Here is a 14,906-nt window from a genome sequence, read left to right on the forward strand (position 1 = left end):
GCCTACTGATACTCCTCGCCGCCGTGAGCGAGGTTCTCAAACCTTGTGCACTTCGACATATAGGCCAGATGCACCGAGCCGGTCGGGCCGTTGCGCTGCTTGGCGATGATGATTTCGGCCTTACCTTCGGTGTCCGGGTCAGGTTGGCCGTTTTCATCGCGGTTGTAGTAACTCTCTCGGTGAATGAACGCGACGACGTCGGCATCCTGTTCGATCGATCCGGATTCGCGAAGGTCCGAGAGCATTGGCTTTTTATCTCCTCCGCGTTGCTCGGAGGCGCGGCTTAGCTGGGATAGCGCCACGACCGGAACCTTCAACTCCTTGGCCAGCGCCTTCAATCCGCGGGAGATGGCGGAGACCTCCTGGGTGCGGTTCTCGTAGCCCTTCGCGGATTTTCCACCTTGAGAAGCGGTCATCAGCTGGAGGTAGTCGATGACAATGAGGTCGAGGCCGCCTTGGATCTGCCGCAGGCGGCGGGCCTTCGCGCGCATTTCGGTCAGCGAGATACCGGGGCTGTCGTCGATGAAGATTTTGGCTTCGGTCAGGGCTTCAAGGGCGAGTGTGAGTTTTTCCTGATCTTCGCGGAGGAGAAAACCCTTCTGGATCTTCTGCGAGTCGACCAGCGCCTGCGAGGCCAGCATGCGGCGGAGCAGGGACTCCTTCGACATTTCGAGCGAGAAGACAGCGACGATTTTTCCGCCATAAACTGCCGCATTCTGGGCGATGTTGATGGCCCAGGCGGTCTTGCCCATCGAAGGACGAGCCGCGATGATGGTTAATTCAGAATGCTGGAGACCGCTGGTCATGCGGTCGAATTCGGTAAAATGCGTGGCCAGGCCGGTGATCTCCTTGCCCTGCTTGTACAGATTGTCGATCGTTCCAAAAGAGTCCCTGACGATTTCGGGGATGCCGGTGAAACCATTCGTAATGCCGTTTTCGGTGACCGTGAGCAGGGCGGATTCGGCCGCGTTGAGCACATCGAGCGCATCATCGGACTGGTCGGCGGCGCGGGTGATGGCGTTCGAGCAGATGCCGATCAACTGCCGCAAAAGCGACTTGTCCTTGACGATGCGAACATATTCCTCAATCGAGAGGCGTCTCGGCAATCCCTCGGTGAGCGAGGCGAGATAAGCCACACCCCCCACAGACTCAACTTCCTTACGCCGAGCCAGTTCTTCCGTGAGGGTGACCAGGTCAACCGCCCGGCCGGAGTCGATCAGCTCCCCCATCCGGGCGAAGATACGTTGATGAGAATCAAGCGCAAAGTCTTCGGAGCGGATGCGCTCGGCGGCTTCGTTGTATGCGTTGTTTTCAAGCAGAACCGCGCCGAGGATCGAGCGTTCGGCGTCGATGCTGGCTGGCAGGCCGCGTTCAAAGGCAATGTCGGGAGTGGTAGCCATGGATGAGTTCTTATTGTCTCCCGGCAAGTTTTGAACAGCCCAGTAACACTGTGGGAACCCGGCATTTTGGTGGAAAACGAGAAGCTGTCGAACAATTTCGTATAGATCAACTAGAATTATGGTCAGAAAATAGGAGAGCAAGACTAGGAGGTTATGGTTATGGCCAGTTGGCAGATGCAAGAAGCGAAGACCCGGCTGAGTGAAGTGATTGAGGAAGCTTCAAAGAAGGGGCCGCAGATCATTACCAGGCACGGGGCGGAACGAGCGGTGATTCTCTCCATGGCGGACTATCGCGCGCTCACCGCCCACAAACCCGACTTAAGAGATTATCTGCTGGGAGGGCCGAAGCTGGATGACTTCGAGATCGAACGTGACCTTGATCCGGGCAGAGAGATTGGCCTTTGAGTGGGCGGCGACTTCAATACCTGCTCGACACGAATGTCCTATCGGAGACGCGCAAGAAACAGGCCGACGCTCAAGTTATTAGGTTCCTGAGTTCGGCTGACCCGTCGACGCTCTATATAAGCGTTTTGACGCTGGGGGAGTTGAGGAAGGGAGTGGCGCTCAAGCAACACTCCGATCCGGACGCTGCGAAGCAGATCGGCCACTGGGTGGATGGACTGGAATACAGCTTCGCGGACCGCATCCTGGGCATCGACGCCGCGACGGCGCGGCTGTGGGGGGAGTTGTCGGCGCAGCGTCCCAGGCCGGTGATCGACACGCTATTGGCGGCAACCGCGTTGTCGCATGAGTTGACCTTCGTGACTCGCAACATGAGCGATGTGTCGGACATTCAGATGCAGCGACTTGATCCCTGGAAAAGTAACGCGGCCGGTGCAAAATAGACTCGCTCTGATGCAACTCAACTTTCGCCGAATCCTACCATCTACGCTTGTTCCTGGTAATGCTGCTGCGGCCACTTGCCATGCTCTCTGCGGCTTTGCAATACAATGAAGAGGTCATGCTGTATTCGCAATGAAGATGCAATCAAGAGTTCGAATTCTATTGTTCCTGCTCGCGGGGTTGGCTCCCGCAGCTTCTACCATCCGCGCACAACAGGCAGCTGACCAAGAGACTGCCAAAACCCCTACCCAGATCGAAGTCATGCAGCATCTCGAGGATTCCTGGAGCGCGGCCCTGGCAAAGCGCGACCAATATGGTCTCGAGATGGTGCTATCGCCGCAGTTCGTGGACATTTCCGCTAATGGCGATGTGCGCTCGCGCAACCAGGAGATTGCCTACGTCCTCAATCACTTTCCCGACCTGATTTCCTTGGAGCAGACAGTGGTGAGCGTTCGCATGCTCGGCGACGTTGCCCTGGTGAATGGCACTTACGTGCTGCGGCGTCGCGCGAATGGCCATCCTGTCGACGAAAAGGGCGTCTTTAGCCATGTCTTCCAAAGAAACCGGTCGAATTGGCAATGCATCAACGCCCAGCGGACCATCGTCGTCGAACAGGCGCTGGATAAAAAGGCGGCCGCGACTACTACTAAGCAGAGCAAGGCGGAATTGCCGTTCCATATCCCGCTGTTTCACAAAGGAGACGAGCCGGCTTCGCCGCCCCCGGCTTCTTCCGATCAGTCCACAGCTAAACCGAACCCACAGTAGTTTGGCGGCGGTGCTAAGCGATCGTGCCGGCGAGCCGCTTGCCCTGGATCTCGATATAGACATTCACCAACGAGATTGCCGCTGGAGTGACCCCAGGGATGCGGCTTGCCTGACCTAACGTCTGTGGCCGAACTCGGCTGAGCTTCTCCTGCATCTCGCGGGAGAGGCCGCTGACGGCGGTGTAGTCGAACCATCCGGGAATGGCACGGCCTTCGGCCTTCTTGAGCTTGTCGATCGACTTGCGCTGCTGATCGAGATAGCCGGCGTATTTGATCTCGGTCTCTATCGCTTTGAGTTCATTGCGAACCTGCGCCTTTAGAAGCTTCGAGTCGCTCGCGCGCAGCAAAGGCGCGAAGAGCGGCTCTTCTGCTCGCGCGAACTCTTCGCGCAAAAGCGGAAGCAGCAACTCAATTGTGATCTCGGGGCGCTTGAGCAGCTGGGCATAGGTTTGCCCATTCGCGCCGCTCAACTCTGCGGCGATTTCGGGGATCAGGGCGGTCATTCGCGGGAAGTCGGCCTTGCGGGTGCCGAGCAGCTTTTCGACGGCGACGGCGCGGGCCTGCTTGGCTTCATACTCCGCCCATGCCTGGTCGTTAATGAGGCCGAGGCGGCGGCCGTAGGGGGTGAGCCTGCGATCCGCGTTGTCGATCCTCAGGTGCAGGCGGAACTCGGCGCGCGAAGTGAACATCCGGTATGGCTCATTAGTGCCCTTGCTGATGAGGTCGTCGATGAGAATGCCGGTATAGCCTTCGGTGCGATCGAGGGTGAACGGCGCCTCGCCCTTGACCTTGAGCGCGGCGTTGATGCCGGCCATGAGGCCCTGGCAGGCGGCTTCTTCGTATCCCGATGTCCCGTTGATCTGGCCTGCAAGATAGAGGTTCTCGAAGCTCTTGACGTTGAGCGAGCGGTCGAGTTCAGTCGGATCGATGGCGTCGTACTCGATGGCATAGCCGGGGCGCAGCATCTCGGCATTTTCCAGGCCCGGGATCGAGTGGACGATGTCGGACTGGACGTCCATGGGCAGGGAAGTGGACATGCCGTTGACGTAGACCTCGTGGGTATCGAGGCCCTCGGGCTCGAGAAAGAACTGGTGCTGCTCCTTGTCGGGGAAGCGGACGACTTTGTCTTCGATCGACGGGCAGTACCGCGGTCCGGTGGCCTGGATTTGACCGGTATACATCGGCGATCGCATGACATTTTCGCGAATCAGGCGCAGCGTCTCGGGGGTGGTGTGGGCGATGTGGCAGGAGATCTGCCGCTGCGGGATTTCGCGGGTACGGAAGCTGAATGGTGTGGGCTCAGCGTCGCCGGGCTGCTCTTCGAAGCGGCTCCAGTCGATGGTACGGCCGTCAAGGCGCGGCGGCGTTCCGGTCTTCAACCGGCAGCCGCGCAGGCCGAGCCGCTTCAATGCCTCTCCCAGGAGAATGGACGGCGGCTCCCCGCTGCGGCCTGCGGAATATTGCTGCTCGCCGCAATGGATGAGTCCGTTCAGGAAGGTGCCGGTGGTGATGACGACGGCTCCGGCGAAGACGCTGCGCCCATCGCGCAGCTTCAGTCCGGTGATTTTTTCCCGGCTGCCTTTGGGCCGGCTGCCGGTGTCGTCGCGAAGGACATCGACGACTTCGGCTTGCTTGATGAAGAGGCCGGTCTGAGCTTCGAGCACCTGGCGCATCTTGATCCGGTATTGCTGTTTGTCGCACTGGGCGCGAGGAGACCAGACGGCCGGACCGCGTGAGGTATTCAGAAGCCGAAACTGGATGCCCACGGCGTCGGCAACTTCGCCCATGATGCCGCCGAGGGCGTCGACTTCGCGAACCAGATGACCCTTTGCGATGCCGCCGACGGCCGGGTTGCAGGACATCTGGGCGATCAGGTCGAGGTTCAAGGTGAAGAGCGCGGTGCGCAAGCCCATGCGGGCCGCGGCAATGGCCGCTTCGCAACCTGCGTGGCCCGCTCCCACGACCACGACATCGTATTGTTCGGTGTATGCCATGCTGCTGTTTCTATTCTAGTGCACCAGCGAGGAGCCCAGTCGCTGACAAGACTTGCCGGCCGCGGAGATTTAGAACAGCCACAGCAATCCGCCAACGAGCGCCATTCCGGCAGCTAGACTCTGCGAGGCGAAGAAGCTGTTTGCCGGCAGATCGCTGCGCAGGAGATTCATGCAGGAGCTGCTTGTTGCATAAAGGAACAACCACGCGCCCATGACCTCGCCGCTGCGAATCTTCCATGTATCGCGCTTCGCAATCAGGGTGAGCAGCAGCACGAGGATGCAACACTCCACGAACGCCGAGTAGATTTGAACTGGATGCAGCGGCGTACCCAGCGGGGTTCCGTACCAAAGCGAGGCGAGTCGGCTTTTGTAGGTGATGGCCCAGGGGAGCCGGGTGGGTTTCCCGAAGGCGGAGCCGGCAAGGAATTCTCCGATGCTGGCGATGGCCAAGCCGAGCGCGAAGCCGGGGGCGAGCGCATCGAGGGTCGACCGCAAGGGCAGGCGGGTAGCGAGCGCGAAGACCAGCATGGCGGTGAGTGCGAGGGCCAATCCGCCGACGACGGCGGAATCGGAACGAACGCTGAACACGCCGATCAGCCACAGCGGATGGGCGGTGAAGTCCTTCCAGTTGCTGAAAATCAGGATGAGGCGGGGAGCCAAGAGGGCGGTCAGGATGCCGGTGATGCCGAGGTCCCAGATTTTTTCGGGATCAAGCTCGAGGCGCCGCGCGGTAATTCTCGCGGCGGAGAGCGCCGCGAGGATGCCGATGGCGGCAAAGGCTCCGGCGGTGGGAATGGAGATCGGACCAAACTGGAAGAGGCGGGGATACACTCTCGCGATTGTAAATCGGCGAACCGAGCAGATCCTTCAACCGCGCCTGGCTACGCCAGCTTCAATCAGGATGACAATTCCTGTTGAGCTACAGCGCTGTCGAGAACAACAAAACCGACCCACTGGGCCGTAGGTAAGTACTCTGGTGAACCCGTCCTAAGACGGTGGGGCTCTCCGCGGTTCATTAGGCATTCCGGACTGGCGGACGCGGCACACAGAACCGATTTATCGAGTCGAGCCCCTGTTCAATGATTAAAGGTTCAACCAGAGTTGACCACCTACCTGCTTTGCAGGCCGGTTTCTGAGTTGGATGCTATCGGGAGTGGAGCGGTATTGCAAGTCGATAGCAGCCGCGATTTATTCCTATTGCCGGAACCGCTCCACCTTGCCCAATTCGGAACGTTTGAGAAGAACGACTTATGATCCCCCAGCCGGATGGACTTGCGCCTGGACCTGGTTCTGTAGAGCCTGGGCGCGAGCCGTCAATTTCTTGAGTTTGTCTTGGATTGCCGAATCGCCAACGTGCTGGTCCTGGAGTACTCCGTCGGCATCGATGGTAAAGGTGGCAGGGATGGCATGGACGCCGAACAGAGGGGCCACCTGACCCTGGAAGCCGTCGTCCCGGCTCTGAATCCAGGTCATTTCGTTCTTGGCCACAAAATTCCGCCACTTGGCGTCGTCCCTATCCAGGCTTATGCTCATCACGACCAAGGGTCGACCGGCAAACTTGCGGGCGATCTCTTTGAGGTGAGGCAGGGCTTCGCGACAAGGGCCGCACCAGGTCGCCCAGAAGTCGATGAGAACGACCTTGCCCGCGAGATCGTCGAGCGAGACCACCCGATTGTCGATCGTCTTGACGGTAAATGCAGGCGCCATCTGAGCACGGACCAACTCGGGACGTTCGCTGTAGCGTTGCGCACGCTTGAAGTCAATCGCATTCTGGTCGGCGACCTTGAGGTAGTCGGCAAATCGAGTCTTCGCGGCGGCATCTTGATTGAGCGATGCCATAGTCATGGCATCGCCAAAGATAGCTTGATGCAAGGTCGGATCGGCGAGAACCGCGGCTTGGAACTCCTGTCCGCTGCGCGAAAGCAGGTCATCCTTATGCTTCGCTGTCCCCGCCCGGAGGAGTGCAGTGGCAAAGAGAAAGTGCGCGGTCGCAATATCTTTTTGGTTGTGGACCAGCGTAACGATGTGCTCTCCAGCAGCCAACGCCGCCTTATAGTCGTCGAGTTTCAAACCAAGGGTAATGATCTGCTGGTCGCAGGCAGCGCAGTTTGCATCCTGCTTCGCGGCTCTCTTAAAAGCATCGAGCGCCCACATATCCTTATGCCGTTTCAGCAAATCATTCGCCTCAGCGTAGGACTTCTGGGCTTTGGGGTCGGTGGGTCCGGATCGACCTTCGGAAGTTGCAAGACAAAAAGAGAGCAGGCAAAAGAACAGGCAGCGATTCAAGCGATTCCTCAAAGAGGAAATGAAACCTTCCGGAGGGTAGCATGGTTCGCCCGCGAGGAGCGTTTATTTCAGTTCGAGAGGTGCACCATTGTCCGACTCTGTTCCGGGTCGGTTCGCAGGTCAGCCGATGCGGCGCTCTTCGGTTAGCAATGAATCCAGGAGGCCGTTCAGCGAATGAGCGCGGTTGCGGATATCGCTTTCCGTGGCAGTCAAGCTGCCGTTCAGTTCGCGAAGCTTTTCTTCTGTGCGCGCAAGTTCGTCGGCGATGTTGAGGGCCGCAAGCACCGCCACCCGCAGCGAATCCACTGTCTTTCCCTGCGAGGCGACCAGCCTCATCTTCGCGTCGACGACCTCTGCAAGATGATGAATGTAGTCGGAGTCCTGACCGCGAAGCCGATAAGCCTGATCGTAGATGTCGACGGTGACGCTATCGTCGCCGGGGTGAGTGGAGGAGTGATCGGCCATTCGCGTTTCAGGATCCTATTTCTTCGAGCTGTCCAAGCAGACGTTCAATGCGGCCACGAACCAGGTCGCGCTCGTTCTTGAATGCCTCCACCTCGGACTCGACCCGAAGCAGTTCGGCGGTCTGGGTTTCTAGGCTTTGGTGTAGTTCTGTGGCTCGCGCCTCGGCTGCGGCGCGAGCCGCGCGTTCCGACTTGAGGAGCTCGACAGTCTTCAGAACACGCTGCTCGAGCGCGGTGAAATCGTCAATGGCGGCACTTGTATCGGGGGCCTGAAAGGCGAGGGTGGACATCAAGACCTCTTTAATCGCTGAAACTGTCTGATCGAAGTATAGCTTGCGGGCGGATGAGGAAATCTCCTCCCCTATTGACAGAAGTGGTGCGCGAAGCCGGAATGCGAAGGCGCCCTCCGCCACTCTTCGACTGCGATCGCCTCTGGAGAGAAAGCGGTGTCCTTTTTGAAGGTTTCGATCGCGAGAACCTAAGTTCGAAGGTGGCCTCCTTTTGACTTCAAAACCTGGACAATTGCGGAAGAAAATGCCTGCAGGTCGTCATCGCGGAGAGTGCGGGCCTCGGATTGGAAGACGGTTCCGATCAGGAGGGAATAGTGACCTGTGGGAATGCGCAGGCCCTTGGGGTCGCGGAGGACCTCTTTGGGTTCGATGGCCGTGAGTTCGGGGATGGCAAGGGACTCGAGCGCTGCGTCGATCTCTCCCCACTTCACCATGTCGGGGAAGACGAAGGAGAAGTCCCGGCGAACGGCGGGGTAGCGCGAGAGTTCGCCGGCGGCCGGTTGGCGGAGCGACTGGCGGTAGAGGCGGTCGAGATAGAGTTCGCCGATGTAGACAGGTTGTTTGAGCTTTCGCTGCTGGGCTTCGTTAGGGTGAAGCTGGCCGAAATAGCCGACAGTGATGCCGTCGATGACGGCGCGGGCGGCGCGACCAGGGTGGAGCCACTCAGGCAGCAAGCCAGACTCAATGGGGAAGGCGTCGATGTATTTGGATCGAGCGGAGAACTTGGAGAGCAGTTCTTCGACAGCTCCTTTGAGGGTGTAGAAGTCAACAGCCTCGGGCTGATGGAAGGGACTGCTTGCGCCGAGGTGCCCGGTGGCGCCGAAGGCTAATGCTGGGCGTTCCTCGACCTTATCGGTAGTGCCGGAGAATGCGGTGCCCAGCTCGAAGAGGGCCACATTTTCAATGTCGCGATTCAGATTGCCGCCGAGCATGGTCAACATGCCGGGCACCAGCGACGGGCGAAGCATGCCGGCTTCTTCGTTGAGCGGGTTGCCGATCTTGACGGCGGAGTCGGGCTGCGGTGCAAAGGTAACCGCGTCGGTTACAGAACAGAAGGTGCTCGAGACGGCCTCGTTCCAGCCGAGGGCGAGCAGCGTGCGGCGCAGGGTCTGTTCTTTCCCGGCAAAGGGCAACTCGACAACCGAGCCGGCAAAGTCAGGCAGAGTATTGGCGAAACGGTTATAGCCGTAGACGCGGGCCACTTCTTCGATGAGATCGATCTCGCGGTCGAGGTCGAGACGCCAGCTGGGGAGGGTGACTGCATATTCGTCTCCACCGGATTTCTCGAGCTTGCAGCCGAGGGCGCTGAGAACGGATTCGGTAGTCTCAGCGGTGATACCTGCCGGGTCTTCAGTAGCGCCGAGGATTCTTTGGACTTCGCTAACCTGGAGCCTGATCGCTGGACGATTGGCGGCGCGGGCCTGGGCGTCGAGGATCACGATGTCGACGAGGCCGCCTTCTATTTCGCCACCCGCTTCGAGCACGATCTGGCTGACGAGCGCGTTAGCGACGGGCGGCGCATTGAAGTGGGCGCCGCGCTCAAAGCGGTGCGAGGCGTCGGTGTGCAGGCCATGGCGGCGGGCGCTGCGGCGGACGGCGGCGGGATCGAACCACGCGGCCTCGACGAGGATGTTCCTGGTCTCGGCAGTGATCATTGAATCCCAGCCGCCCATGACTCCGGCGATGCCGAGCGGCTTCGAGTGGTCGGCGACGACGAGGTCGTCGGGATCGAGCTCGCGCTCCACTCCATCAAGGGTGCGGAGCCGCTCACCTTTGCGGGCAAGCCGGACGACGATGCCGCCTTCGAGTTTGTCGAGATCAAAGGTGTGGGTGGGCTGACCGATGGCTAGGGTGACGTAGTTGGTCGCGTCGACCGCGTTCGAGATGAGTTTTTGTTCGAGCAGGCGAAAGCGTTCAGCGATGAGGCCATGCGATGGAGTGATTTTGATATCGCGCAGGACGCGAGCGGTGAAGCGGCCGCAGAGTTCAGGCGCTTCGATGGTGATGGGGTATGGATCATTCACCGGCCGAGCGGCTGGCAGCTCAATCTGCAATGGTTGCAGTTGCAAATTGTAAATGGCTGCGATCTCGCGGGCGATGCCGTAGTGATTCATGGCATCGACACGGTTGGTGGTGATGTCCATATCGAAGAGGGAGCCATGCGCGCCTAAGTCGAAGATACCTTCAACAGCGATGCCGCGGAGGGTGAGGTCTTCGGCGAGCTTCTTGTCGGCGAGCTCGAGTTCGGGTAGATAAGAGCGGAGCCAATTGGAGAGGATTTTCATAAGGGCAGCTAAGAAGCGGTCAGCTCAAGAGCGGCTAGCTAAAAGGCGGTTAGCTTAGGCGGCTAGCGGCGCCAAGGCTTGTGGTTGATTTCTCCTTCGTTTTCAAGGTTCTCATAAATGCATGCAGCATCTGCGCGATCTCCTGACATTCGAGCATGAGCTTGTTGGCATTGGCTGGGTCTGAATAGCCAATGTCAGCGGCAAGTTGCAATTGAGTCTCAAGCTCAAACAGCGAGCCTTGAGCTTGGGTCAAGAAGAGACGAAATGATTTGTCGGATGCTCTTCCGCGCCCTTCGGCGATATTGCTCGGAACTGACACGGCAGCGCGTCTCATCTGACCGGTAAGGCCAAAGACCTCGTGTTTAGGAAAGTCGTTCGTATAAGTGTAGACGTCTCTCGCAAGCCTCATCGACCTTTGCCAAACCTGCAGATCTCGAAACTGACGAGTCTTCAAAACAACACGCATTTCCGCTAAATAACAATCTCTTAGCTGTTCTGTTCTCAAGCTGTCCGGTTCTTAGCTACGTGCTTCTTAGCTAATCCGGTCTTTAGCTAGCCGGCCCTTAGCTTCCGCTCACGCAAACTGCTCCAGAAATCGCATATCTCCCGAATACAGCTGCCCGATCTCGCTGATGCCGTATTTCATCATGGCGATACGTTCGACGCCCATACCAAAGGCGAAGCCGCTAACCTTCTTCGGATCGTAGCCCGGTTGTTTGGCTTGGACTAAGGCGAAGACGGCGGGGTCGACCATGCCGCATCCGAGCAACTCGATCCAGCCGGAGTGTTTGCATTTACGGCATCCCGTGCCTCCGCAGAAGATACAACTGATCTGGACATCGGCGCTGGGTTCGGTGAAGGGGAAAAACGAAGGAAAGAAGCGCGTCTTGACGCTCGAGCCGAAGAAGGCTTTCATCGCGTGGTCGAGCGTGCCCTTCAAGTCGGAGAAGGTGATCTTAGGGCCAACGCAGAGACCTTCGACTTGATGAAAGATCGGTGAATGTGTGGCGTCGGCGGCGTCGTTGCGATGTACCTTGCCGGGAATGACAATCTGCACCGGCGGCGGCTGCCGCTCCATGGTGCGGATTTGCACGGGCGAGGTGTGGGTACGCATCAGCAAACGGTCACGCAGCGGCTTGCGCTCCTGATTGGCGATGACCAGCGTGTCCTGGGTGTCGCGGGCGGGGTGGTTGGGGGGGAAGTTGAGCGACTCGAAGTTGTAGTAATCGGTTTCGACTTCCGGACCAACCCCGACCGAGTAGCCCATCGCCTGGAAGACGGAGACGATCTCGTTCATCGTCTTGATGAGCGGATGCTCGGCGCCGAGCGGACGTCGAAGTCCGGGAAGGGTGACGTCGATGGCCTCTGCAGCTAGTTGAGCGCGACTTATGCCGACATTGCCGGCGGACTCAAGGCGGCGATCAATTTCTTCCTTCAGTTTATTGAAGCGCTGGCCGATATGCTTTTTAGCGTCGGCTGGAGCGGACTTCAGCCAAGCGTCGCTAATGGCCTTCAGGCGGCCTTGCTTGCGGCCGAGCCAATGGAGGCGAAACTGCTCAACTGCCTCGTCGTCGGTGAGATTCGTCGATGAATCCTGGACTTCATCGACGATTTTGGCGAACGCGGCATCGAGGTCATCGCCTCCGAAGCCACTGAGTTCCGGAATCTGGTTTTGCGACATGATATCTCTCTGAGAATAACCCAGAGCGACCGATCTCTAGCCTCCAACAGTGCCAGATCTTACCCTCTAGGCTTGAAACTGAATGGTGGAATTAAGTCGCAGCTCGACCGCCTCGATGCTCGAACCGGTCACCACCGGACCTGGAGGGGCTGCGACGTAGGCCTCATAGCCTGAAGACGTCTGCTCGACAATCGCGTTTTGCGCGGTGCTGCCAGCGGAGGCACTCCCCCGAGCAGCGGTACTGATCGCGGCGGTGCCGGTGATAGATGACGCAATACTTTCAATCTGCATGGCGGCGCTCCTGATTCCTCAATCTTTCGAGGGCCCGAAAGCCCTACTATGAACTTCGGCGAAGCGCGCCAAGACTTGAATGCTTTTCTGCCTAAAAACGTGCCGGTCCCAGGCGGTGTTTCAACTTGGGAGCAGGAAGAGACCAAATCCTATCCGAGGCCCTCGTCCCCAGGCTCTCAGCCCGCTGTGGATCTTCGCGCCTCCTGACCACCTGCGCTTGTGCTCGCGTCTGCAGCGACATCCAGACCGTCCTGGGAACCTTTCTCAATACTTCCAGCACCGGCACCGGCGTTTTACCCTGAAAGAACTCTGGCACTCCGCCCTCCCTACATGCGCCGATACTTACGCTACTTCGCCCTCATGCAAGCCCTGCTCATCCCCTCAGCCGCAAGGATGTTCGCCGCGCCGCCGGTAGAGATCAGGCCCTTTCATTTACAGCGAACGCCTCGCTCTCAGGAGGTTGCAAAGCTTGCCAGACGCCGGTTGACCCGGCTTGAGGCTCGTCGAAAGAGCGTACGTCTTAACCCGACCCTTCCGGTCACGACTGCGCTCATCGACCCGGTGCCGCGAGGAAAATTCCCGTTCCCTCCGCCACTGAAAGGGTCGCGCGACTCGCTGTTGCGGCAAAATGTTCGTTCTCAAAAGGAGGGCTTGGAGCCGGTTCAGGATGATGCCGACCTGCTTGCTCTGCGGCGTGACAGGCAGCTGGTGCCGATCCCAGTCACCGCTGCGCTGCTGGTAGACGGGCGACTTCCAGTCAACCGCCGCTACTGTCGCGTCTGGACGGCACAATTCCTCGCCGACCTGTCGCGGGTTCACTACGGACGTTTTCACCGGCCCATCCAACTGAATTCCGCTGTGCGGACGGTCGAGTACCAGCGGCACCTGGAGTTGATCAATGCGAACGCGGCGCCGGCAGAAGGGGAAGATGCCTCGCCACACCTTACCGGAGCCACGATCGATATCGCGAAAAGGGGTTTGTCGATGGCCGAAATTGGCTGGATCCGGGCCTACCTCATGCCCCTCCAATCCGCGGGCAAGGTTGACGTCGAGGAAGAGTTCTACCAGTCGTGTTTTCACATTACCGTCTACCGCTCGTACCATCCCGCGACGGTCGGCGCTCCTACGAATGCGCACGGTAAAGCGTCTCTGCTCGCAGCGAAAATGAATTAAGTGCAAAGAAGATGAACTAAGCGAAGAGGATCGTTCGAATGGCCGAAGCGAGTGACTCGCAACTCGGCAATTGATCAATCGGTCATGTGGTCTTCACAGGAAAACTCAAGTTCGAGGGCTTGAAGTGCCGCCTTCACTCGATTCAGTTCGGCTGTCAGCTGTTGTCGCTTGGCAGGGTTTGCCACCTCCGGAAGGAAGTGCAATATAGTGCCCGAGGCCTTCTGGACGGATAAAATTTCCCGTTCCGTAATCTCTCGCCGACCATCGCGCATCTCCGACCCGCCAATGTCGAGCGCGGTCCAGCAAAGCTTCAACTCGGCTTCCAGAAACTGACAGCGTCGAGTCTGCGCGACTGCCAGAGCGTCCGCGGCTTGTTTGGCTAGCAGATACACAAAACGTTCGATGCATTGTTGCCGCGTTTGGCTGTAGACCTCGGGGTGAACGAAGAACTGACTCTGGTGTTCGTTTTGGGAGAGAAACAGGTCCGCGCAGGCACGCAAAACGGCCCTGAACGACCTATATCTGAACACGGAGACCAGCAGCAAAAGCTTCCAGCAGATGCCACCCCTCTTCCCAGCTGCCGTTGCCGGGTTCGGTGGCGATATGACCTCGCTCTCCAACTGAAATAAAGCCGGCCTCCCAAGCGCCTGCCAGTCGCTTGGCAACGTCGATCGTGCAATACGGATCGTTGGTGCTGGCGACGACAAGAGTGGGATAGGGCATCGGAACCTCCGGGATGTCGGTAAACGAGCGGGCGGAAAAACCCTCTCGATTGAAGTTCGGCGGCGCCACTAGAAACATACCGCTGATCGGAAGGTCCGTACGATGCTGGCTCGCCCAGCAGACGCTCAACAAACACCCCATGCTATGAGCTACAAGCACGGGGGGTGCAAAGCAGGCTTTCAGGGTGCGCTCGAGCGCCGTCATCCAGTCGTTCAGTTCTGGCTCATTCCAGTTGGCTGGCGAGGGCCTCAATGCGTCGGACCGCCGCTCCTGCCAAAGTGTCTGCCAGTGTTGAGGCCCGGAATTGTTGCGTCCGGGAAGAATGAGAAGTGGTACACGCATGTGCGATCTCCGATCCAGGTTCAGGCGTGATTTTGCTCGTTTTTTCTGATAAGCAAAATGCCTGCTTCCGTTATAAAGCAGAACTGCACCACTCAGGCCGGCGTTGACTCGGGGTGGACGGCATCGCGTCAGAAAGATCTTTGCCCCGCGAACCGCTTATTTAAGACTCCTAGGATGAAGTGATATACGGAGAACCCCAAGAATTGCGGCTTACAGATTTCTTCCGGTGCCTGTAAACTTCTGATAGTGGGCATTGGCCCTGTAGCTCAGGTGGATAGAGCGACGGTTTCCTAAACCGCAGGTCGGAAGTTCGAATCTTCCCAGGGTCACCATCGAATCAACAAGTTATAGAGACTCGCGCGATTCCCTC

General features: G+C 58.7%; 16 protein-coding genes, 1 tRNA gene and 1 other RNA gene. 5 read left to right on the forward strand and 13 right to left on the reverse strand.

What is annotated here, in order from left to right:
* Nucleotides 1-2 precede the first annotated feature (2 nt).
* A complete protein-coding gene (dnaB, locus tag ACPOL_RS22840; RefSeq protein ID WP_114209100.1) occupies nt 3-1,400 on the reverse strand; it encodes a replicative DNA helicase in 1,398 nt (465 codons plus the stop codon).
* A 159-nt stretch (nt 1,401-1,559) separates the two neighbouring features.
* On the opposite strand from dnaB, the gene ACPOL_RS22845 reads away from it, so the two are divergent.
* From ACPOL_RS22845 to ACPOL_RS22855, 3 genes are all read left to right on the forward strand, one after another.
* On the forward strand, nt 1,560-1,805 hold the full coding sequence (locus ACPOL_RS22845) for a type II toxin-antitoxin system Phd/YefM family antitoxin (RefSeq protein WP_114209101.1): 246 nt from the start codon (nt 1,560-1,562) through the stop codon (nt 1,803-1,805).
* On the forward strand, nt 1,802-2,245 hold the full coding sequence (locus ACPOL_RS22850; RefSeq protein ID WP_114209102.1) for a type II toxin-antitoxin system VapC family toxin: 444 nt from the start codon (nt 1,802-1,804) through the stop codon (nt 2,243-2,245). Before ACPOL_RS22845 ends, ACPOL_RS22850 begins: the two co-directional genes overlap by 4 nt.
* 136 nt (nt 2,246-2,381) lie before the next feature.
* Nucleotides 2,382-3,008, forward strand: coding sequence for a nuclear transport factor 2 family protein (locus ACPOL_RS22855; protein WP_161557523.1), 627 nt, complete (start codon nt 2,382-2,384; stop codon nt 3,006-3,008).
* A 13-nt stretch (nt 3,009-3,021) separates the two neighbouring features.
* On the opposite strand, the gene mnmG is transcribed toward ACPOL_RS22855, so the two are convergent.
* From mnmG to ACPOL_RS22900, 10 genes are all read right to left on the reverse strand, one after another.
* Nucleotides 3,022-5,001 (reverse strand): tRNA uridine-5-carboxymethylaminomethyl(34) synthesis enzyme MnmG, encoded by a 1,980-nt coding sequence (gene mnmG, locus ACPOL_RS22860; protein ID WP_114209104.1) that lies wholly within the window; start codon nt 4,999-5,001, stop codon nt 3,022-3,024.
* Nucleotides 5,002-5,070: 69 nt separating this feature from the next.
* A complete protein-coding gene (locus ACPOL_RS22865; RefSeq protein WP_161557524.1) occupies nt 5,071-5,832 on the reverse strand; it encodes a prolipoprotein diacylglyceryl transferase in 762 nt (253 codons plus the stop codon).
* A gap of 112 nt (nt 5,833-5,944) precedes the next feature.
* A non-coding RNA gene (gene ssrS, locus ACPOL_RS36805) (6S RNA) lies at nt 5,945-6,131 on the reverse strand.
* A gap of 118 nt (nt 6,132-6,249) precedes the next feature.
* Nucleotides 6,250-7,287, reverse strand: a complete 1,038-nt coding sequence (locus tag ACPOL_RS22870) for a TlpA family protein disulfide reductase (protein ID WP_114209106.1) — start codon at nt 7,285-7,287, stop codon at nt 6,250-6,252.
* A gap of 120 nt (nt 7,288-7,407) precedes the next feature.
* Nucleotides 7,408-7,752 carry a cell division protein ZapA gene (locus ACPOL_RS22875; protein ID WP_114209107.1) on the reverse strand — a complete coding sequence of 115 codons (345 nt, stop codon included), beginning with the start codon at nt 7,750-7,752 and terminating at the stop codon, nt 7,408-7,410.
* A gap of 7 nt (nt 7,753-7,759) precedes the next feature.
* Nucleotides 7,760-8,041, reverse strand: a complete 282-nt coding sequence (locus ACPOL_RS22880; RefSeq protein WP_150133104.1) for a hypothetical protein — start codon at nt 8,039-8,041, stop codon at nt 7,760-7,762.
* Nucleotides 8,042-8,229: 188 nt separating this feature from the next.
* Entirely contained in the window at nt 8,230-10,326 is a 2,097-nt protein-coding gene (pheT, locus tag ACPOL_RS22885) for a phenylalanine--tRNA ligase subunit beta (RefSeq protein ID WP_114209109.1), read from the reverse strand.
* Nucleotides 10,327-10,375: 49 nt separating this feature from the next.
* The gene (locus tag ACPOL_RS22890; RefSeq protein ID WP_236656966.1) at nt 10,376-10,735 is read right to left on the reverse strand and encodes a four helix bundle protein; all 360 of its coding nucleotides are present in this window, start codon (nt 10,733-10,735) and stop codon (nt 10,376-10,378) included.
* Between the two features lie 165 nt (nt 10,736-10,900).
* Nucleotides 10,901-12,007: a phenylalanine--tRNA ligase subunit alpha gene (pheS, locus tag ACPOL_RS22895; protein ID WP_114209111.1), complete on the reverse strand. Its 1,107-nt coding sequence runs from the start codon at nt 12,005-12,007 to the stop codon at nt 10,901-10,903.
* A gap of 66 nt (nt 12,008-12,073) precedes the next feature.
* Nucleotides 12,074-12,298, reverse strand: coding sequence for a hypothetical protein (locus ACPOL_RS22900; protein WP_114209112.1), 225 nt, complete (start codon nt 12,296-12,298; stop codon nt 12,074-12,076).
* Between the two features lie 330 nt (nt 12,299-12,628).
* On the opposite strand from ACPOL_RS22900, the gene ACPOL_RS22905 reads away from it, so the two are divergent.
* A complete protein-coding gene (locus tag ACPOL_RS22905; protein ID WP_114209113.1) occupies nt 12,629-13,471 on the forward strand; it encodes a DUF5715 family protein in 843 nt (280 codons plus the stop codon).
* Between the two features lie 74 nt (nt 13,472-13,545).
* Here ACPOL_RS22905 and ACPOL_RS22910 read toward each other — a convergent pair whose 3' ends face one another.
* Both ACPOL_RS22910 and ACPOL_RS22915 read right to left on the reverse strand, forming a co-directional pair.
* Nucleotides 13,546-13,971, reverse strand: coding sequence for a hypothetical protein (locus tag ACPOL_RS22910; protein WP_150133105.1), 426 nt, complete (start codon nt 13,969-13,971; stop codon nt 13,546-13,548).
* Nucleotides 13,972-13,987: 16 nt separating this feature from the next.
* Complete coding sequence (locus tag ACPOL_RS22915) at nt 13,988-14,536, reverse strand: RBBP9/YdeN family alpha/beta hydrolase (RefSeq protein ID WP_114209115.1); 549 nt, start codon at nt 14,534-14,536, stop codon at nt 13,988-13,990.
* 255 nt (nt 14,537-14,791) lie between these two features.
* Here ACPOL_RS22915 and ACPOL_RS22920 point away from each other — a divergent pair.
* Nucleotides 14,792-14,868 (forward strand) — tRNA-Arg (locus tag ACPOL_RS22920).
* Nucleotides 14,869-14,906: the final 38 nt, after the last annotated feature.

The organism is Acidisarcina polymorpha (assembly GCF_003330725.1).
In the GTDB taxonomy this organism is placed as follows: domain Bacteria; phylum Acidobacteriota; class Terriglobia; order Terriglobales; family Acidobacteriaceae; genus Acidisarcina; species Acidisarcina polymorpha.